Genomic DNA, 19527 nt, shown 5'->3' with positions numbered 1-19527 from the left:
TTTACGGAAGTGATATGAGTCTTTGGAAAATGGCTGCCAATTCTTTAAAATTAAGAATGGCGATGCGTATTGCAGATTCTAACCCATCTGTTTCTAAACAAATGGCGGAAGCTGCAGCAGGTGCTGGAGTAATTACAGATAATGCTGATAACTTTAGCATCACTTACGAATCTGCTTCTCCTAATACAAACCCTGTATGGAGAACATTGGTAGAAAGTGGTCGTGATGATTTTGTTGCTGCAAATACTCTTGTAGATGCCATGAACGATTTAGATGACCCTCGTAGAGATTTCTATTTTGAACTTCACGAAGGTGCTTACTCTGGTGGTATTTATGGTAGTGCCAATGCATCTTCAGGATTTTCTGCTTTATCAGATGAGTTAAAAGACCCTGCACTTCCAGGTAATTTTATTACTGCTTCTGAAGTACATTTCTTATTGGCTGAAGCTTCAGCCAGAGGCTACTCTGTAGGTGGTACTGCTGCAGGACACTATAACATGGGTATTGCTCAATCTATCATGGAATGGGGTGGAGATCAAACAATGATCGATACTTATATGGCAAACCCAGATGTTGCTTTTGCAACTGCTCCTGGTAATGACATGCAGAAAATAGCAATGCAAAAATGGATTGCTATGTTTAACAATGGTATGGAAGGTTGGACTACTGTTCGATTATTCGATTATCCAATATTAAATGCAATTGAAACTGGTGAAGCTATGCCTGTTAGATTCTTGTACCCTCAAGATGAACCACAGCTTAATGGTGAATCTTATGCAGCCGGTGCTGCTGCAATTGGTGGTGACTTAAAATCAACTAAACTTTTCTTCGACGTTAACTAGAACTTAAGTTTTATATAAATAAAAGCCGTTAGACATTTCTAACGGCTTTTTTGTAAGTTCGTATATTGTCTTTCGACAAAATCACACATAGATCAAAAATGAGAATATTAGTATTTTTTCTAATCGTTGTATTTTACAGCTGTTCATCTGGTAGCGATGAATCTTCTTCGCCCAATAATAGCAATACTAATCCCACAAGCAATAATTTGTGGTGTGTACCAATAGAGAATATTGCCGGTGGAGTATTGGAATTTCCAATAATTGATAATCCTCAATACAATAGTGTTTCAGAAATTGAAAGTATTAATTATCTAGCAGATAATTCTAAAGTAGCCATACTTAAAATTGAGGATCAAGTTTTTGTTTATCCATATGATTATACTAATTATTCTGAAGTTGTAAATGATACTTTTCAAGATTTTAATTTTGCCCTTACTTATTGTCCAATTACAGAAACAGCCCTTTGTTTCAACAGAAATTTAGTAGGAAATGAAACTATAACAATTATGGCTTCAGGTTATCTTTATAAAGAAAATTTGGTGCATTCTGATACAAATGGAAAATATTTCTGGTCACAGATGCTTAATGAAGGTTTGCGTGACTCTAGCAAAGATATCAAACTAAATACTATTAATATAATTGAAACCAATTGGTTAAATGTTAAACTTCAATTCCAAAATGCTTTAGTTTACAACCATCCAAATATTAATAATTGTGATTGTGATGAAACTTTTGAATCCATAGATTTTGACAATTTATTTGGAGTCATTAATAATCAAGTGAACAATAAATCCGTTCACTTATTTAATTACAATAATTTTGTAAATGGTAAAGCTATTGATTTTATTTCGGTTAATGGAAAAAACACTGTTGTAGTTGGTAGCAAAGAAAATATTTTCTTTAATGCTTTTTATATTCCAACCAATTTAGACTTTGAAGCACTTAATAAAAATGAGTTTCCAAATATCTTAACGGATAATGAGGGAAACATTTGGGATATTTTTGGCAAAGCTGTCCAAGGCCCGCGTGAAGGCCAAAATTTAGAATCTCCTCTATCCTACTTTGGTGCTGAATGGGCTTGGAATGAATTTTTTGATAATATCACAGTTCACAATTAATCTTTGTAAAATATTATTTTAATTAGACTATCAATTTAGGAATGGATTTTTTGATACCTTTGGTTCAATGGAAAAAAAGACCCAAATTTTTGGTTTAAGAGCTGTTATAGAAGCAATAAATTCAGGTGAAAGTATTGATAAAGTATTCTTGCAAAAAGGCTTAAGAGGTGAATTGTTTAATGAACTTGAAGGATTGTTAAATTCTAATTCAATTAATATTTCTTATGTTCCTGTTGAAAAGCTGAATAGACTCACTAAAAATAATCATCAAGGAGTTGTGGCGAATATCTCTCCTATTGAGTTTCATGATTTAGACAGTTTAGTTTTAAATACAATTGAATCGGGAGAAACACCTTTGTTTTTGCTATTAGATCAGATAAATGATGTGCGTAACTTTGGTGCAATAATTAGAACTGCAGAGTGTACTGGTGTTCATGGTATTATAATTCAAAAAAAAGGAGGAGCTCCAGTTAATGGAGATACGGTAAAAACCAGTGCTGGAGCTGTATTTAGAGTACCTATCTGTAAGGTAGATCATATAAAAGACGCCATGTTCCATTTACAATCTTGTGGCATTAAAGTTATTGCTGCTACTGAAAAAACAAACAACTCAATCTATGATGTTTCATTTAAAGAACCTTGTGCCATTATTATGGGATCTGAAGATAGAGGTATTTCGCCTTCAATTTTAAAACTTGTAGATGATAAAGCCAAATTACTACTATTAGGAGATATTGAATCGTTAAATGTTTCTGTGGCTTGTGGCGTATTTTTGTATGAAGCCATCCGGCAACGCCTTTAATCTTTATCATTGGGTTTATAAGTATAATTTATTTTGGATTGAGAAACATCATTATCTGAATCTTCTTCGTTTAAGTTTGCGACGAAATTTCCATTTTCATCAAAATGCTTTAAAAAAGGATCCTGATCTTCATTGTAATCTTCTGTTTCCCAAAGATACTTTTTAGGTTTTGCAATTTCTTTTCTAAAAATTAAAGCAAACAAAATTCCTGTAATCAATCCTGATAAATGCCCTTCCCAAGACATACCATCTTTAATTGGCATCGTATACCAAATCATACTTCCATAAAGAAAAACAACAAGTAATGATAAAGCTATCAAACGATAATGTTTGGCAAAAATGCCTTTAAAAAAAGTGAAACTTACTAAAACATATATTAATCCACTCGCACCAATGTGAAAAGCTGGTCTACCAATACTCCATGTTAAGAATCCAGAAAGCAAAATACCATAACACAGAACTTTCCAAGCTATGGGTTTATAGAAATAAAACACGGCGGTCGACAACACAAATAAAGGAATGGTATTATGATATAAGTGTTCAATACCACTATGTATAAAAGGACTAAACAGAATACCTTTAAGTCCACTCAAGGTTCTTGGAAAAACACCAAAATTTGTGAAATCAAACCTAAACCGGATTTCAAACCAGAAGACCAACCAAATCATCAATACAAAAGCTATTGGATAACCAATAACTCCAGTTGAAAATTTAAAATGCTCCTTACCTTCCATTTTATAAATTTATAACATATAAGCAAAAAATTATCCATTAATGCTTTATATGAAATATTGTCACTAAAATATAGACTCATTCTTTTGCTTAAATCTAAAATTTAAACCCAAAAACCTTAATTTTACACTATGAATGAACCTTTAGCTGAACGTTTACGCCCAAAGTCTTTAGAAGACTATTTGAGCCAATCTCATTTAATTGGTGAAAAAGGTGTGTTAACACAGCAAATAAAACAAGGGTTAATTCCATCAATGATTTTTTGGGGACCTCCAGGAACTGGTAAAACCACTTTGGCCAATATAATTGCTACCGAAACTCAAAGACCTTTTTATGCTTTGAGTGCCATCAATTCAGGTGTTAAAGATGTTCGAGATGTTATTGAAAAAGCCAAACAAAGTGGTGGTTTGTTTACTACCAAAAACCCTATTTTATTTATTGATGAGATTCATAGATTTAGCAAATCGCAACAAGATTCTTTATTGCAAGCCGTTGAAAAAGGTTGGGTAACCCTAATTGGAGCTACTACAGAAAATCCTAGTTTTGAAGTTATTTCAGCATTATTGTCTCGTTGTCAGGTTTATATATTAAATGCATTTGATAAGGACAATTTAGAGACCCTTTTAAAGCGTGCAATTACAAAAGATGAATATATCTCTAAAAAAAAGATAAAACTAAAAGAAACCGACGCATTATTACACCTTTCTGGAGGAGATGCTAGAAAACTTCTCAATATTTTTGAACTTATTGTGAATTCTTTTGAATCGGATAAAATTGTCATTACTAATGATATCGTTTTGCAAAAAGTTCAGAATAATACTGTGCGATATGATAAAACTGGCGAACAGCATTACGATATTATTTCGGCTTTTATAAAATCTATTCGTGGTAGCGATCCAAATGCAGCTGTCTACTGGCTTGCGAGAATGGTTGAAGGTGGTGAAGATGTCAAATTTATTGCCAGAAGAATGCTTATTTCAGCAAGTGAAGATATAGGCAACGCAAATCCTACAGCTTTAGTTATCGCCAATAATACCTTTCAAGCAGTCTCTGCTATTGGATATCCCGAATCCCGAATTATTTTAAGTCAGTGTGCTACATATCTGGCTTGTTCACCAAAAAGTAATGCTTCATATAAAGCCATAAAGAACGCTCAACAACTGGTTAAGGAAACAGGTGATTTGAGTGTCCCTTTATCCATAAGAAATGCGCCAACAAAACTTATGAAAGAATTAGACTATGGTAAAAATTATCAGTATGCCCATGATTACGAAAATAATTTTGTTGAACACGAATTTTTACCAAATGAAATAAAGAATACAAAACTTTACGAACCTGGGAATAATAGTAGAGAAAATGCACATCGTGATTTTTTAAAACAACGTTGGACTAATAAATATGACTATTAGTTACAATTAAAATTTAACAGGTAATTGCTCTTGTTTTAATACATCGTTTTCATAATATTCCAGAATCCAATCTTCACCATTTTTGTATAAGATGGCATTTTTCCCTTCTACAAAATAAATATTGGCAAGGCTGGTTCTTCTTAATTTATAAACAACTTTTGGAGTGCTATCAACCAATTGAAACCCGTTGTCAATTGCTTGAGCATATAAAAGATTTGAAGGTTCTGTTATTATTTCTTCAACTGGTTCGGCAACCGATTTAACTTCTTGTTGACTCGCAACTACTGGAGTTGTAACAACTGCAGCTGGTGCTTTTTGAGTCTGTGTAACCGATTCTTCTTTAAGAGCCTTTATTTCTTCTTTTAATTTTTCAACCTCTTCTTCTGTTGTTGTGCTTATTGTTTCTTCTGAAGTATGTGCTGATTCACTTGGTTCATACGAATAGTTTATACTATCAAATGAGGTAAAAGCATCTCTCAAGGATAATTGATGAGCCATATGATAGTCTTTTTCACGTGTCTCACCTACTTTTGACCCAAATACAATTCTTCCATTACAATCTTTAAGCACAACTTGTAATTTTGTTTTGAACATTCCTGAACTATCTAAAACATCAGAATTTAAAGCTAAACACCTATTATTCGACATGTCCTTTGGGTAACTGTCGTCTTGCATTATGGCAATAAAACCCTGCTTTTCAAATAAAAACTTGGTTAAAGAGTTCAACTGATATTTATCTGCTTCCTTCAAAAAATCATATTTGTTGGGTACAATTACATATTTGTAAGCGTTCAGACTTTCTTGGGAATAACCCAAGTTTATAACATTGAAAAGAATTATTGTGAGAACTATTTTTTTGATCATGATGGGATTATTTTGTTAGAATATAAATATACATTAAGATTTATAAATATGTTTTTAAATCTAATAAATTAGTTATTTGTTTTATATTTTTATCTACTTCTTCATCATGATAATTAAAATGAATAACATCAAATCCAACATTCAAAGCGCCCAAAATATCAGCTTCATAATTATCTCCTATCATAATACTCGTTTCTACATCAGCTTGCGCTAAATTTAATGCAAAATTAAAAACCTTCGGATTAGGCTTTTTTACACCTACTATCTCTGAATTAGTAACTGTATTGAAATAATGACTGATTTTAGAATTTTGAAGCTTACCTTCTTGTACTTCCTTGAAACCATTGGTAATAATATGAAGTTTGTATTTAGGTTTTAAATAATCTAAAATATGGATAGTGTCATCAAATAAATGATTGAACGATGAAAGATGATCAATATAATCTTCAGAAAGCTTATCTATGATATTATCATTTACCGAAATGCCTAATTTATCAAAAGTATCTGCAAGTCTTCTGTATCGCAAAGAAGCTTTATCTATTTGTTCTTCTCTAAAAAGTTTCCAATATTTTAGATTAATAGGTTCATAATATTGTAAAAAGGATTCTAAATGAATATTAAGGCTATTCATTTTAAAAATCTTTTCGAAAGTAAGTGCCGAGTTTTTGTCAAAATCCCAAAGGGTGTGATCTAAATCAAAGAAAACGTCTGTTAATCCATTAATCTTCATTTACCGATTCTAAAATAACATTAAACAATTCTTTAAACCCTTTCCACCTACTTATATTACTAAAGGTATAATTATGGAAAACAGGAACAAACTCGCCATTTACCTGTTTAATAACCTGAATGATTTCATTCATTACTTTCTTCTTATCTAGCAAAGATTGCGTGCTTATTAAAACATAATCCATTATATGAAAAGAATTAACCCTTAAAGGTGTTTGAACTTCATAATCTAAATCATAAAACAAAAAAGGTGTACAAGTTCCAGCTCTAAATCCAATATGATTTACATAACCCATTGTATAGTCTTCAGCAATCTCCAGATTTACAAGGTTTCTGTAAGACTCTGGTAAATTAACCCTTGAAAATGAATGTCTAGACATGGTTAAGGGTTTGTTTATAATGGCCTCCATTTTAACTTTCTCCTTCTTTAAAACATTAATATCATCTGTTGCAAAGTAGGAGGCTTTCAGCCCTACTCTACAATAATCTGCCATTTGTTTAATGAGCGTGACATATTTTTTCTTATTAACGTTTATTCCTTTATCATAGGTTGAATAGTCACCAACTAAAAAGAACATTAAAAATTTAAAATTATACTGTTTCTGTTTATTTATAATGTATTTAAAAGTATCATAAGGATCATGCTTCACTCCAAAAAATACGGCATAACGTTCATAGAAATCCCTCAAATTCAAACCCAAGAGATCTTTAAAAGTGCCTCCTAGAGTTCTTAAAATACCCTTTAGCTTATAGTTATATGCAGATGGTACATCTATAACAGGTTTCACACTATATGAGCGTTCAGGAAAATTAAAATCTGGATAATGTTCTTGAAGTACTTCTTTAAACTTGTAAGCCCATATATCTACTACAGGCTGGTCTAAAAAATTATTTTTAAAGGCAAGGCTTTCTGTTGCCAAAAAACGTCCATAAGCATCTTTCACTTGGGGTAAATATTCTTCGTAACGGCTTAACAAATAGAATGATGAAGCAAAAATATCAAATGGCATTGTGCTTTTATCACCATTGTAGAAAAAGCATTTTGTGTTATCCCAATGGTGGATATGAATATCTATATCTGTAATTCCTTGTTCAAACAATATGTCATGACCCTTAACAAAAATCTCATTGCCCAAAGGCAGTCTAGTATATGACATTTTTAAACTATCATGTGCAATGAACTCTTCAATCTTTGTAGTAAAGGATAAAGGAATGCCTAAAATTCTAGTACATACTTGTTTAAAAGTATACTTTAGTCGAGGCGTTATTTTATGAGTATAGACTAATAACATTTAAAGCAGGTTTTCATCAGCAAAGCTAAAATATGCTTTTTCTGTTACTATTAAATGATCCAATACTTTTATATCTAAACTTTCAGAAGCTGACTTCAGTTTTTGAGTTAATTTTTTATCGGCTTCACTAGGTTTTAATGTTCCAGATGGATGGTTGTGAGCCAAAATAAGCCCTGTCGCACCAACTTCGAGAGCATTTTTTAGTACCAAGCGAACATCAACCAAAGTTCCAGTAATGCCTCCTTTACTTAACTGGTTTTTCTGTATCACTTTGTTGGAATTATTCAAGTATAGAATCCAAAACTCTTCGTGTGGTAATTCACCAAGAATAGGTTGCATCAATTCAAACACCGAAACACTAGACGTTATTTTATTTTGCACCAAAGCTTCTTCACCTCTGCGTCTCCTACCTAACTCCATAGCTGCTGCAATTGTGATTGCTTTGGCTTCACCAATGCCTTTAAATTCCATAAGTTGTTTTATAGATAGCTTGCCAAGTGCATTTAGATTATTATCAACGCTAGATAAAATACGTTTGCACAAATCAACTGCACTTTCATTTTTACTTCCTGACCCTATAAGTATGGCTACCAATTCTGCATCACTCAATGCATCTTTACCTTTGTCCCGTAATTTCTCTCTTGGCTGATCGTCTTGAGACCAATTCTTTATAGAAAATGAAGATGATTTTTCATGCATTTGTTAAAGATAAATATTGTAATTTTCACAAACAATAAATTAATATGCATTTTGAATTATCCTCCAAAAATACATCAGGACGACAATAAGGAGCACATAATAGAGGTGATTAAAACCTATCCTCTTGCAACGATTATTTCTGTAAAAGATGATCAACCTCTTATTACACATTTGCCACTTATTTATCGTGAAGAAGATGGAAAACTTATTGGACATATTGATATTTATAATCCGCAAGCCAACTTGTTAAAAGATGATAATAACATCACCGTTATTTTTTCTGGACCTCAATGCTATATTTCACCAAGTGTGTATACTACCACGCAATTACCAACGTGGAACTACATAAAAGTACATTTAAAAGGCACTGTAAAAGCCATTGAAAACAATGAGGAATTAAAGGAATCTCTTATTATTATGACCGAATTTTTGGAGCAACCAGATCACAAATATGTTTTGGAACACGATAACCCAAAAATGGAACGTCTTCTGGATTATATAAAAATGTTCGAAATAACAATTGCAGATTGGGAAGGCAAGTTCAAACTCTCACAAGACAAAAAACCTCGTGACACGGAAAGTGCTAGAAGCGAATTGATTAGAGCAAATCAAGAAAGTATTAAAGACTTTTTAGATAAAATATTTTGACCTTGAATCTCTCAAAAAATAATTTAGAATTTACTATACCACATTTTGAATTGAATAATCCCTTGATATTAAAGGTAAAAGATTGATAATAGTCATTTTATTTTTTTAAATATTTGGTAAGGAGTATATTTAGATTATAATTTTTATTTCAATTCAGATATGCGCTTTCGATTATTACTTTTATTATTTATTTCCTTTTTATCAACTCACTGTGCGAAATCAAAAGATAAGTCAACATCAAAATTTGATACATTAGTTTGGTCAGATGAGTTTGATGAAGATGGTCCCATAAATTCAGAAAAATGGTTTCATCAAACTCAATTGCCAGCAGGAGGCGATTGGTATGGTGGTTTGATAAATCATTACACAAATCGAATAGGAAACTCCTATGTAAAAGACGGATATTTGAATATTGTTGCTAAAAAAGAAACATTTAACGATCAAGGAGAAATCAAAGAATATACTTCGGCTAGGTTAAATTCAAAATTTGCATTCACCTATGGACGGATAGAAGTACGGGCAAAACTGCCTACAGGCATTGGCACTTGGCCTGCAATTTGGATGCTAAATAAGAATATTGATGAACCTGGAGCTTATTGGCAAAAACAAGGTTTTGGTACAACCTATTGGCCTGTATGTGGCGAAGTTGATATTTTAGAGCATTGGGGAAAAAGACAAAATTATATACAGAGTGCTGTTCATACGGCCTCCAGTGCAGGACACGATGTTGTGAATCTTGGTGGTAAAACGTTAGAAAATGTTTCAAATGAATTTTATACCTATAGTCTTGAGTGGTCTGAAGATAAAATGATTTTTAGTGTTGATGGGATGGTACATTATACCTATAGTCCAACGGTTAAAGATTCAGGCACATGGCCATTTGATTCAGATCAATACCTATTACTTAATATAGCTATTGAGCCAGATATAGACCCTTCTTTTGAAGAAAGTGCCATGGTGGTTGATTATATCAGAGTGTATCAATAACGTTTTATGAAAAAGAAGATTGGTTTAAATAGAAATTTAAGACTAGTTTACCTTGTTTTGTTTCTTCTTTTTGGTTGTGAGAAAGATTTAATAAATAAAAGTGAAATAACAGAGATCAATGAAAGCTGGGATTTAGAACAAATTAAAGCATCTGGGACTTTAAGAGCATTAATGATATATAGTGGGACTACCTATTATTTATACAAAGGGCGACCGATGGGGTATGAGTTTGAATTATTGGAACGATTTGCTGAATATTTAGACGTGAGTTTGGAAATAATTGTTGTAAATGATTTAGATGAGATTTTTGAAAAATTGAATAATGGAGAAGGCGATATTGTAGCTCATGGTTTGACAATTACTACAGATAGAAAAGAAGACGTTGCGTTTACCGATCATTTATATTTAACCAAGCAAGTTTTGGTACAAAAGAAACCTGATAATTGGCGAAGTATCAACTGGGGTAAATTAAAAAAGGAATTGGTGCATGACCCCATAGATTTATTAGGGGATACTATTTCTGTGAGAGATAAGACATCCTATAAAGAAAGGATATATAATTTATCTGAAGAATTGGGAGGAACAATACATGTAAACTTACTTCCGGGAGAATTGTCTACAGATGAAATAATAGAAAAAGTTGCTGAAGGAGAAATTAAATATACCATTGCAGACCATAATATTGCAAGTATTATGGCAACTTATTATCCAGTTTTAGATGTAAAGGTTCCCGTAAGTTTTTCTCAAAGAATAGCTTGGGCAACGAGGCATGACTCTCAAAATTTATTAAAGGCTACAAATAGCTGGTTAAAGGAAATTAAAAGACAAATAGATTTCAATGTTATTTATAACAAATACTTTAAAAACAAAAAATACTTTAGAAGACGTATAAGAAGTGATTTTTATAGTTTAAATAAACAGCAGATTAGCCCCTATGATGATTTAATTAAAAGATATTCAAAAGGCATAAATTGGGATTGGAGACTAGTGGCTTCTCAAGTTTATCAAGAGTCAAAATTTGACCCAAGGGTAAGTTCATGGGCCCAAGCATCTGGGCTAATGCAATTAATGCCAAAAACAGCCGAAGATCTTGGGGTAACTAATAGGGCGGATCCTGAACAAAGCATAAAAGGTGGTACGAAATATTTGAATCAGTTGTGGGCGAATTTTGACCATGTAAAAGATTCTGTTCAACGTATCAAATTTACAATGGCTTCTTACAATTGTGGATTATATCACATTATTGATGCACAAAATTTAGCAAAAGAAAAAGGATTGAATAAAGACATTTGGGATGATAACGTCGAAAACATTGTTTTGAAACTAAATAAGCCGGATTATTATAACCACCCAATTGTAAAATATGGTTATGTTCGCGGTTCAGAACCTTTTAATTATGTAAAACAAATTTTTGAGAGATATGAACATTATATTAAGTTTATAAGAGAATGATTACTTATTACTGTAGTTTTTTGACTCGTATGTGAAGTTAGATATTTTCCTCAATAATCTTTTTGAAGGTCTATTGAGCAAAACCTTAATGTCTATACAATCAATTCTTTAATTGCATCAAAATCCAATCCTCCATAATTACCAGAGCTCATTAATAATAAAGCTTTATTATTAAAATCTTGCAAGAACAAAAAATCTTTAAAATCGGTTGGGTTGGTGTAAATAATTAAATCGTCTCTTTGAAAGGCAGTTGCTATTTGTTCGTGTTTTACCACTTCTAGTTTTTTAATTTCTACAGCATGAGGTGAGTAAAATACTACCGCTACATCTGCTGCATCCAAAGCACCTTTATATTCCTTTAAAAATTCAGCATTCAAACTGCTGTACGTATGCAACTCCAAACAAGCTACCAATGTTCTGTCATGGTATTGTTCTTTTACAGCCATAGTGGTAGCTTCAACTTTACTTGGCGAATGCGCAAAATCTTTATAGACAACACTGGTTTTACTTTCGGCTATCTTTTCCAGTCGTTTGCTTGCTCCTGTAAAGGTTGCAATTGCTTCGTAAAAATTGTCTTCGTCAATGCCCATATGTTGGCAAATCCATTTTGCTCCTGCCAGATTATTTAAATTATGTGCGCCGAAAATTTCTATAGGTAAAGGTCCTTCTGGCGTTTCAAGAAGTGTTTGTCCATTTTCAACCATATATTCTGGTGTTTGATAAGGCAGTTTTCTAATGGTGTTTTCAGAAGCTTCAACAACTCTTTTTACTTCCTCATCTTCTTCATTGTAAGTAATACTTCCACCTTTTACAATGCTATCTACAAAAATGCTGAATTGCTCCACATAATTCTCATAGGTTGGAAATACATTAATATGATCCCAGGCAATACCACTTAACAAAGCAATATTTGGCTTGTACAGATGAAACTTTGGTCTTCTGTCTATTGGTGAACTTAAATATTCGTCGCCTTCAAGAACAATAAAGTCGTTTTCTACGGTAAGTTTTACCATAACATCAAATCCTTCAAGTTGAGCACCAACCATATAGTCAACATCACGATTATGATAATTCATCACATGTAAAATCATAGATGTGATGGTTGTTTTGCCATGACTTCCACCAATAACAACTCGGGTTTTATGTTTAGATTGCTCGTATAAAAACTCTGGATAGCTATAAATTTTTAAGCCTAATTCTTGAGCCTTTAACAATTCTGGATTGTTTGCTTTGGCATGCATACCAAGTACAACTGCATCTAAATGCGTAGTGATTTTTTCTGGAAACCACCCAAAATTTTCTGGTAATAATCCTTTAGTTTCTAATCTAGATTTTGAAGGGTCAAAAATAGTATCATCACTTCCAGTAACATGATAACCTTTATTATGTAACGCTATGGCAAGATTATGCATGGCTGCACCACCAATAGCAATAAAATGTACAATCATTTAAGAAATATTTAAAATAGCAAGAATTAATCAATTAGCTATTCGGATTTATGGCTAAATTATTAAATAATTTGGCTTTTACCTCAAGAAATTTGTACTGAAGTGAAACGGCTTTTAATTTTGCATCGATTAATGAATTTTCTCTTGTATTGATAAGAAAAATACTGCTATCTCCAAGTTCTAGCTTTCTCTCTTCAGCATTTACAAGGGTTTGATAGTCCTCAACTATTTTTGTGATATATTTTTCTTGCTCTATCAATGAATATAGTTCACTTTCTAATGCTTTTAATTTATTTGACAAAGTAAATTTAGCGTTTGAACGCTCGTATTCCGTATTATTTAATTTCAACTTTGCTAATTTAAAATCTCCTCTTTCCTTTCTCAAAAATAAAGGCATATTAAAATATAAACCACTTTTATAGTTCAAAGTATTAAAAGAATTAATAATTTCTGGATCTTGAGAAAGAAAATTATATTCCAGGTTGATAGTAGGAAGCAATTTGTTACGCTTTAATCTAGTTTCAACCTGTAATTGTTTCAACTTGTAATCTAAAGATAAAAGTTTAGGATGGTTAGTCAAATTAGAATCATATGGTATATCTTGAGTTATCCTCAAAACAAAATCAACACTTTCCTTCGTTGAAGTGTCTGGGATAATATCCTCTTGTATTTCTATAGGAGTGTTATTTTCAAGCCACAAAAAATTTGATGCTACAAGCATTTTTTGTTTCAGTGCTAATCTGTACTGCTCAATTTGCAACTTTCTATTATAAACTGTAATTCCCGCTTCTATAGAATCAATCGGTGCCCTATCACCTGAATCAATGCTTTGTTTGACACCTTTAAAACGTAACTCGGCATTAGCCAAGAATTCTTCATTAATCATGTATTCTTTATATGATTTAAGCCAATCAAAATAGGCCATAGATGCTTGATAAAGTATTTCATTAACTAATATAATTCTCTCTGATTGTTGTTGTTTTACAAAATATTTAGCCTGTTTAAGTGCAGCCATTCGATTGTTTATTAATAATCCTTGTCCTACTGAAAATGAAATTCCAGCACTATAAAGTCCGTCTTCTGGGAGCGTGTTTTGCGGATTGAGGTAAATACCTCCAGATTCTTCAAAATTAGCCTTAAGTTCTATTCCATACCATGTTGGAACCTTGAAAGTAGCAGATATCACATCATAATATTCGTCAGACTTAAAAGTCTTACGGTTAAAATCAATTTCCATTTTAGGATCAAAGGCACCACGAGCTTTGAGCAAATTTGCTTGACTTTCTGATATTACAAGATTGGCCTGTTTTACCAATGGATGAAACTTTTGTACATATCCTAAATATTCTTCAAAAGTCAAAACTGATTCTGACTCTTGTGAATAAGTAAATTGTGTTATAAATAATAATAAGAGTAATCTTTTCATCTTATTTAATTATTTTTTCAATTGAATTTTCTCCGTAATAATTTGGTGGAAATCCATTTAAATTTCTCCATAATTCAAACCATATAGGGACATCACTTAACAGTGCAATAGTTTTGGCTCCTGAACCAACACGTATTAATTCCGGCCAAGTATGATCCGACTCATCTGGTGCTATCAAAATACGATATTTTCCATTTGGACTAATAAAGTTTTCTATAGCTAAAACTTTTCCTCCATAAGTTCCATATGAAATATTGGGCCAACCACTAAATACGACAGCAGGCCAACCATCAAACTGTATTCTTATTTTATCTCCTATTCTTAATAAAGGAAGATCTATAGGTCTAACATAACTTTCTACAGCCAAGTCATATTGTGCTGGCATAATTCCTACTAATTGTTCTCCTTCTTTTATAGTTTCACCTAGGCCCGATTTAATTGTTTTATTAATATAACCAGATTGCGATGCAATAATATAGAGAAGATTGCTCCTTATTTGGTAATTTGAAAATTCATTTTCAAGTTTGCTTATTTGTGCTACTGTCTCAAATTGTCCGGATTCTGCAGTATATAACTCGCTTCTCACTTTAGCTACTTTATCTGCATATTCTGCATTAATTCGGGATAATTCAACTTCAGAATTTCTTAACTCACTTCGACTTATTAAATATTTATTCTCTGCTGAAATAGCTTTAGCTTGAGCCTCTTGAAGTTTTAAGTTTTTGTTTTCAACATCTTTTTGAGACTTTAATCCTTCAGAAGCTAAACTTAATTCTCGATTGTATTGACTCAATGCTACATCTTTATTAATATTAAACGCGACCCAGTCTATACTATCACTCTTGACTTTAAATTCAGCTTGTTGAAGTTTATTTTTTGCTTGGTCAAGTTTGTATATCCGCTCATCTTTTAGAGCTTTTATTTGATTTTTTAAAGCATTCGCCTTTTCATCATACGAATTAATTGAGGAACTTTTTGCCACAATTTGTTCTCTAGTGCGTTCTACTAAATTTGGATCAAAATATTCACTCTTAATTTCTGAAATTTGTACAATGGTGTCACCCATATTTACATAATCACCTTCAACTATAAACCATTTTTCAATTTTACCAGGAATTGGACTTTGAATAGTATGTGGGCGCTGATTTGGCAATAAAGTTGTCACATTACCATTGGAGGATACAGTTTGTGTCCACGGTAAAAACATTATAACAATAGCAACTAGCATAAACAAGATTAAAAATTTGTTGATTACTTTATAGTAAGTTTTATTAAAAACCTTTTTCACAGACTTAAATTCATTTAAGTCAACCTTCTTATTTAATTTATTTTCCGATATATTAAGCATGGTTTAAATCTTTAAAAATTTTACCACTTTTTAATTCAATTGTTCTGTCTAATTGATTATTCCAATAAAAATTATTACTAACAACAATTATCCCCCAATCATTTTCTTTACTGGTTAAGTAAGAAATTATTTTCTCCGCCTCTGGTAATGGAAATTGGTTAAGAGGATCTTCAAGTATTAATAGCTGCGGTTTCTTTAGTATAGCTCTTGCTAAAATTAATTTTTTAGATATAGTAAAAGAAATTTGCTTCCCTTCTGGGTATATGATACTATTCAATCCATTAGCTTGATTTTTTAGGTACTCTGTAAGTTCCAAAATTTTGAATACTGAAATTATATCACTATCAGTAATATTATTATCTCCAAAGGTCACATTTTCTCTAATAGTCCCTTCAAAAGGGGTTTCGCCCATAAGTGACAGTCCAAGTTTTTTTCTGTAACTGTTAATTTGAAGCCCAGAAAGTTCTCTGTTATTAACATATACTCTACCATTAGTGGGCTCAATCAAACCTGCAATTACCTGTAATAAAGTAGATTTTCCTGAACCATTTTCACCTTGAATTAGAATTCTACTTTTAGAATTTATTGTAAAGCTTATCTCTTCTAAAATACTCTTATGTAAATCTGGAACTTTATAAGTAACATTTTTTAATTCAATGGTCAGATGTTCGTCAGTTGCAATAACATCTCCATCTTGGTTTTCTAATTCCAGGTCTACAACTTGACCTATTTTCTCTATAGAAGTTAAAACGTCATAAACAGATTCTAATCCTAGAATTAATTTTTCAACTGAAGCAATTACTAACAAAATAATAATTTCGGCGGCTACAAACTGACCAATATTCATCTCTTGATTTAAAACCAAAATCCCACCTATGACTAATAAAGCAGCTGTTACAATTAATTTAAAACCAATCATTTGGATGAATTGAATGACCAAAACTTTAAAATGATTTTCTCGAGCATCTAAATAAACGGTCACCAAAGAATCATTTTTGTTTAGTGACAATGTAGTCTTACCTGATAATTTAAAACTTGTAATAGCTCTAGCTACTTCTTGAATCCAATGAGCTACTTTGTATTTATATTTTGATTCTTTAAGACTTGTATTTAATCCTCTTATAGCGGTAAACTTAAAAACAATATAAATTAATCCGATAAGAAGAATACCAAAAACTATAAAAAATGGATGATAAAAAGACAATAGTATAAGAGCAAATAATATTTCTAAAACTGCTGTGGGTATATCAATCAAAATTTTTGACAATCCCTTTTGGACTGTGAGCGTGTCAAAAAACCTATTGGCAAGTTCTGGTGGATAACTGTTATACAATTCTTTTGTTTTAATCTTCGGAAACCTATAACTAAATTCAAAAGATGATCTAATAAATACTTTTTGTTGAATATTTTCAATTATCCTTAATTGCATCAACTTAAGCGCTCCAGAAAATGCAACACCTAATGTTACAAGTATAACCAATACTATCCAAGAGGTCGAAATTTGCGCACCTTGAATTAAGTTAACTATAGCTTGAATTCCTAAAGGCAAAGTAAGTGATACCAATCCTGAAAAGATTGCATAGTAAAAAATTTGTATAATAGATTTGCGTTCTAACTGTAATAATCCGGTAAATCGCTTCCATGGTGTTAAAATTTCTTTCATTTTCTAATTGTTTTCAATGTCAGATCTAATAAAAATTGTGTCGGAGAATAAGTTTTATTACAATTTGTTATAGACATGAGATGTTCTTTTAAAAAATGCTGATGAAGTGCACTTTCAATTATAGTACTAGCCAAACTTAATGAAGCTTTGTATTCATTATTTACATTTAAAATTAAATCAGATAATCTTTTTACTAAACGCTTGTATATCTCAAAATGACCTTCTTTATTTTCCTGATCTACTTCTTTATTCAAAAAAGATTTAGAGCTTTCATTAATTATTATCTTATTTAGTTTTACTTCATCAATATGAGAAAAGTTAGAATCTTCTTTTATGGTCCTTGTAACAACTTCAATGCCTTTTCTTAACTTTAGTTCTGGATCATGTATATTATGAATTTCAAAAACAAACTTGTATTCAAGCCATGCCCAATACCAGGAGGTTAGATAAATTAACAGTTTATACTTACTTTCAAAATATCGGTATATAGAACTTTCATTAGAATCTATTGCAGACCCAAGCTTTTTAAAAGTAAAAGATTCAAAGCCAATTTCTTCTATTAAATTTATACTTCCTGTTATAATACGTTTTCCTAAGTTAGATGATTGAGGATCTTTATTATAAATACTATTAGGAACATCTATTTTTAAATTCGAAAGTAACATTTTCATTTGTATATATTTTATTCGCAAATATAATAGTATTACTATTAATAAAAAAGAATTAACAAAAAATTAGCTTAATAATCATTTAAGCCATTTTTAAATTAATATTTATTCTATTCCGAAATTAAGATAGATGGTACATTATATTTGTTGGAGATAACTTTAATTTCTTCAATTATTTCTTCACTTTTAAATTTAGTGTAAGCTATTTCCAAATAATGTATTGCCGTATTATATTCTTTCAACCCTATATACAAATTTATTAAACGCTTATAGCATAGGAATGAATCTCCTTCTGTAATAGCCATTTTGTAATATTTCTCTGCTAATTCTGGTTCATCGTCATATTCATAAATATATCCTTTGGCTAAATATCCGTCTACTTTAGATAAAGCTTTAAGTTCATTGGCATAGTTCAGCGATTTACTTTTGCTGCCACCAATGATACCTGGAAGCTGCATGTATAATTCTACCAACGCCCAACGTGTATCTATATGGTTTGGATCTAATTCAGCCGCTTTTAAAAAAGCTTCTTTGACATCATCAACAATGGTTAAAGCCTTTAATTTATTAACAGAAAGTGCTTTCATACCTAGGGCACCTCCATACTTGTAATGATAATTGGCATTATTAGGAATAGAATCTACGAGTTCTTTATATAATTTTATTGCATCATCCCATTTTGTTTGATGCCCATAAGAATCTCCTAATAGTTCAATTGCCTCAATATTATAAGGATTATCTTTTAAAATTTTTAACAGTATGTTTTCTGCTTTATTAAAATCTTTAAGATAAAAATACTGCTGCACTTCCATCGTTAATGATTGGCTCATTGCAGCTAATGGAAAAAATAAAATAAAAATTAAAGATTTCATATGTATGAAAGTCAAAAAAGCAAAATTAAACTTTCTAATTGACTTAATTAAGTTTAATTTGTTAGTTACATTATCCTATTCGACAAAATAATAATTATGGATTAAAATTAATCCTTATCTTTAAATACTAACTAAAAATTAAAATTATGAATTCAAAAGTTTTTATGGTCTTGAGAATTATTTTAGCACTTATGCTATTAGTATTCGGCTTAAATAAATTTTTAAACTTTTTACCAGCTCCAGAAGGCATGTCTGAAGCCGCAGGAAATTACTTTGGTGCTTTGATGTCTACTAAAACAATTACATTGGTTGCTGTTGTAGAAATAGCTGCAGGATTAGCCCTATTATTGAATAAGTTTGGAGCCTTAATGAGCTTAATCTTGATGAGTGTTTCAATTAATGCAGTCATGTTTCATGCAACTTTAGATTCTGCAAACATTTTACCTGCATTAGTTCTTTTAATTCTAAATGTTATTATGCTTATTGGTTACAAAGATAAATACAAGGACTTATTAGCAGGCTAATAAT

At 31.3% G+C, this 19527-nt stretch carries 19 protein-coding genes; 8 read left to right on the top strand and 11 right to left on the bottom strand.

Features of this window, described 5'->3' with window-relative positions:
• From AAFP94_RS14725 to rlmB, 3 genes are all read left to right on the top strand, one after another.
• Positions 1-842, top strand: an 842-nt coding sequence (locus tag AAFP94_RS14725; protein ID WP_409629127.1) for a SusD/RagB family nutrient-binding outer membrane lipoprotein, incomplete at its 5' end; no start/stop codon positions are given.
• 98 nt (positions 843-940) lie between these two features.
• Entirely contained in the window at positions 941-1960 is a 1020-nt protein-coding gene (locus AAFP94_RS14720) for a DUF3179 domain-containing (seleno)protein (protein ID WP_409629124.1), read from the top strand.
• Between the two features lie 67 nt (positions 1961-2027).
• Entirely contained in the window at positions 2028-2762 is a 735-nt protein-coding gene (gene rlmB / locus AAFP94_RS14715) for a 23S rRNA (guanosine(2251)-2'-O)-methyltransferase RlmB (RefSeq protein WP_409629122.1), read from the top strand.
• Here rlmB and AAFP94_RS14710 read toward each other — a convergent pair.
• A complete protein-coding gene (locus AAFP94_RS14710) occupies positions 2759-3496 on the bottom strand; it encodes a rhomboid family intramembrane serine protease (RefSeq protein ID WP_409629119.1) in 738 nt (245 codons plus the stop codon). The genes rlmB and AAFP94_RS14710 overlap by 4 nt on opposite strands.
• Before the next feature lie 129 nt (positions 3497-3625).
• Here AAFP94_RS14710 and AAFP94_RS14705 point away from each other — a divergent pair, with 129 nt between their 5' ends.
• Entirely contained in the window at positions 3626-4903 is a 1278-nt protein-coding gene (locus AAFP94_RS14705; protein WP_409629116.1) for a replication-associated recombination protein A, read from the top strand.
• Between the two features lie 6 nt (positions 4904-4909).
• Here the strand turns inward: AAFP94_RS14705 and AAFP94_RS14700 are convergent, their stop codons facing one another.
• The 4 genes from AAFP94_RS14700 to radC are packed head-to-tail and all read right to left on the bottom strand — an operon-like array spanning position 4910 to position 8487.
• On the bottom strand, positions 4910-5767 hold the full coding sequence (locus AAFP94_RS14700) for a hypothetical protein (protein WP_409629113.1): 858 nt from the start codon (positions 5765-5767) through the stop codon (positions 4910-4912).
• A gap of 40 nt (positions 5768-5807) precedes the next feature.
• Entirely contained in the window at positions 5808-6497 is a 690-nt protein-coding gene (locus AAFP94_RS14695; RefSeq protein WP_409629110.1) for a YjjG family noncanonical pyrimidine nucleotidase, read from the bottom strand.
• Positions 6487-7788 (bottom strand): polysaccharide deacetylase family protein, encoded by a 1302-nt coding sequence (locus tag AAFP94_RS14690; protein WP_409629107.1) that lies wholly within the window; start codon positions 7786-7788, stop codon positions 6487-6489. Before AAFP94_RS14690 ends, AAFP94_RS14695 begins: the two co-directional genes overlap by 11 nt.
• Positions 7789-8487 carry a RadC family protein gene (gene radC, locus AAFP94_RS14685; protein WP_409629104.1) on the bottom strand — a complete coding sequence of 233 codons (699 nt, stop codon included), beginning with the start codon at positions 8485-8487 and terminating at the stop codon, positions 7789-7791.
• Positions 8488-8538: 51 nt separating this feature from the next.
• Between radC and AAFP94_RS14680 the strand changes: the two genes are divergently transcribed.
• The 3 genes from AAFP94_RS14680 (at position 8539) to AAFP94_RS14670 (ending at position 11574) form a co-directional block, all read left to right on the top strand.
• Positions 8539-9135, top strand: a complete 597-nt coding sequence (locus AAFP94_RS14680) for an FMN-binding negative transcriptional regulator (protein ID WP_409629101.1) — start codon at positions 8539-8541, stop codon at positions 9133-9135.
• A 159-nt stretch (positions 9136-9294) separates the two neighbouring features.
• Entirely contained in the window at positions 9295-10122 is an 828-nt protein-coding gene (locus tag AAFP94_RS14675; RefSeq protein ID WP_409629099.1) for a glycoside hydrolase family 16 protein, read from the top strand.
• A 6-nt stretch (positions 10123-10128) separates the two neighbouring features.
• Positions 10129-11574 (top strand): MltF family protein, encoded by a 1446-nt coding sequence (locus AAFP94_RS14670; protein ID WP_409629096.1) that lies wholly within the window; start codon positions 10129-10131, stop codon positions 11572-11574.
• Positions 11575-11666: 92 nt separating this feature from the next.
• Here AAFP94_RS14670 and AAFP94_RS14665 read toward each other — a convergent pair whose 3' ends face one another.
• From AAFP94_RS14665 to AAFP94_RS14640, 6 genes are all read right to left on the bottom strand, one after another.
• On the bottom strand, positions 11667-13022 hold the full coding sequence (locus AAFP94_RS14665) for a UDP-N-acetylmuramate--L-alanine ligase (protein WP_409629093.1): 1356 nt from the start codon (positions 13020-13022) through the stop codon (positions 11667-11669).
• 34 nt (positions 13023-13056) lie between these two features.
• On the bottom strand, positions 13057-14448 hold the full coding sequence (locus AAFP94_RS14660) for a TolC family protein (RefSeq protein WP_409629090.1): 1392 nt from the start codon (positions 14446-14448) through the stop codon (positions 13057-13059).
• A gap of 1 nt (position 14449) precedes the next feature.
• A complete protein-coding gene (locus AAFP94_RS14655) occupies positions 14450-15796 on the bottom strand; it encodes an HlyD family secretion protein (RefSeq protein ID WP_409629087.1) in 1347 nt (448 codons plus the stop codon).
• Positions 15789-17459, bottom strand: coding sequence for a peptidase domain-containing ABC transporter (locus tag AAFP94_RS14650; protein WP_409629084.1), 1671 nt, complete (start codon positions 17457-17459; stop codon positions 15789-15791). Before AAFP94_RS14650 ends, AAFP94_RS14655 begins: the two co-directional genes overlap by 8 nt.
• A complete protein-coding gene (locus AAFP94_RS14645; RefSeq protein WP_409629082.1) occupies positions 17456-18130 on the bottom strand; it encodes a TetR/AcrR family transcriptional regulator in 675 nt (224 codons plus the stop codon). The genes AAFP94_RS14650 and AAFP94_RS14645 overlap by 4 nt, the downstream gene beginning before the upstream one ends.
• 107 nt (positions 18131-18237) lie before the next feature.
• Positions 18238-18999 (bottom strand): tetratricopeptide repeat protein, encoded by a 762-nt coding sequence (locus tag AAFP94_RS14640; protein WP_409629080.1) that lies wholly within the window; start codon positions 18997-18999, stop codon positions 18238-18240.
• A gap of 146 nt (positions 19000-19145) precedes the next feature.
• Between AAFP94_RS14640 and AAFP94_RS14635 the strand changes: the two genes are divergently transcribed.
• Positions 19146-19523, top strand: a complete 378-nt coding sequence (locus AAFP94_RS14635) for a DoxX family membrane protein (protein WP_409629077.1) — start codon at positions 19146-19148, stop codon at positions 19521-19523.
• The last annotated feature ends 4 nt before the right edge of the window (positions 19524-19527 follow it).

This window comes from Gilvirhabdus luticola (assembly GCF_040117515.1).
Lineage (GTDB): Bacteria > Bacteroidota > Bacteroidia > Flavobacteriales > Flavobacteriaceae > Gilvirhabdus > Gilvirhabdus luticola.
This window is presented reverse-complemented; position numbering and strand designations above follow the sequence as displayed.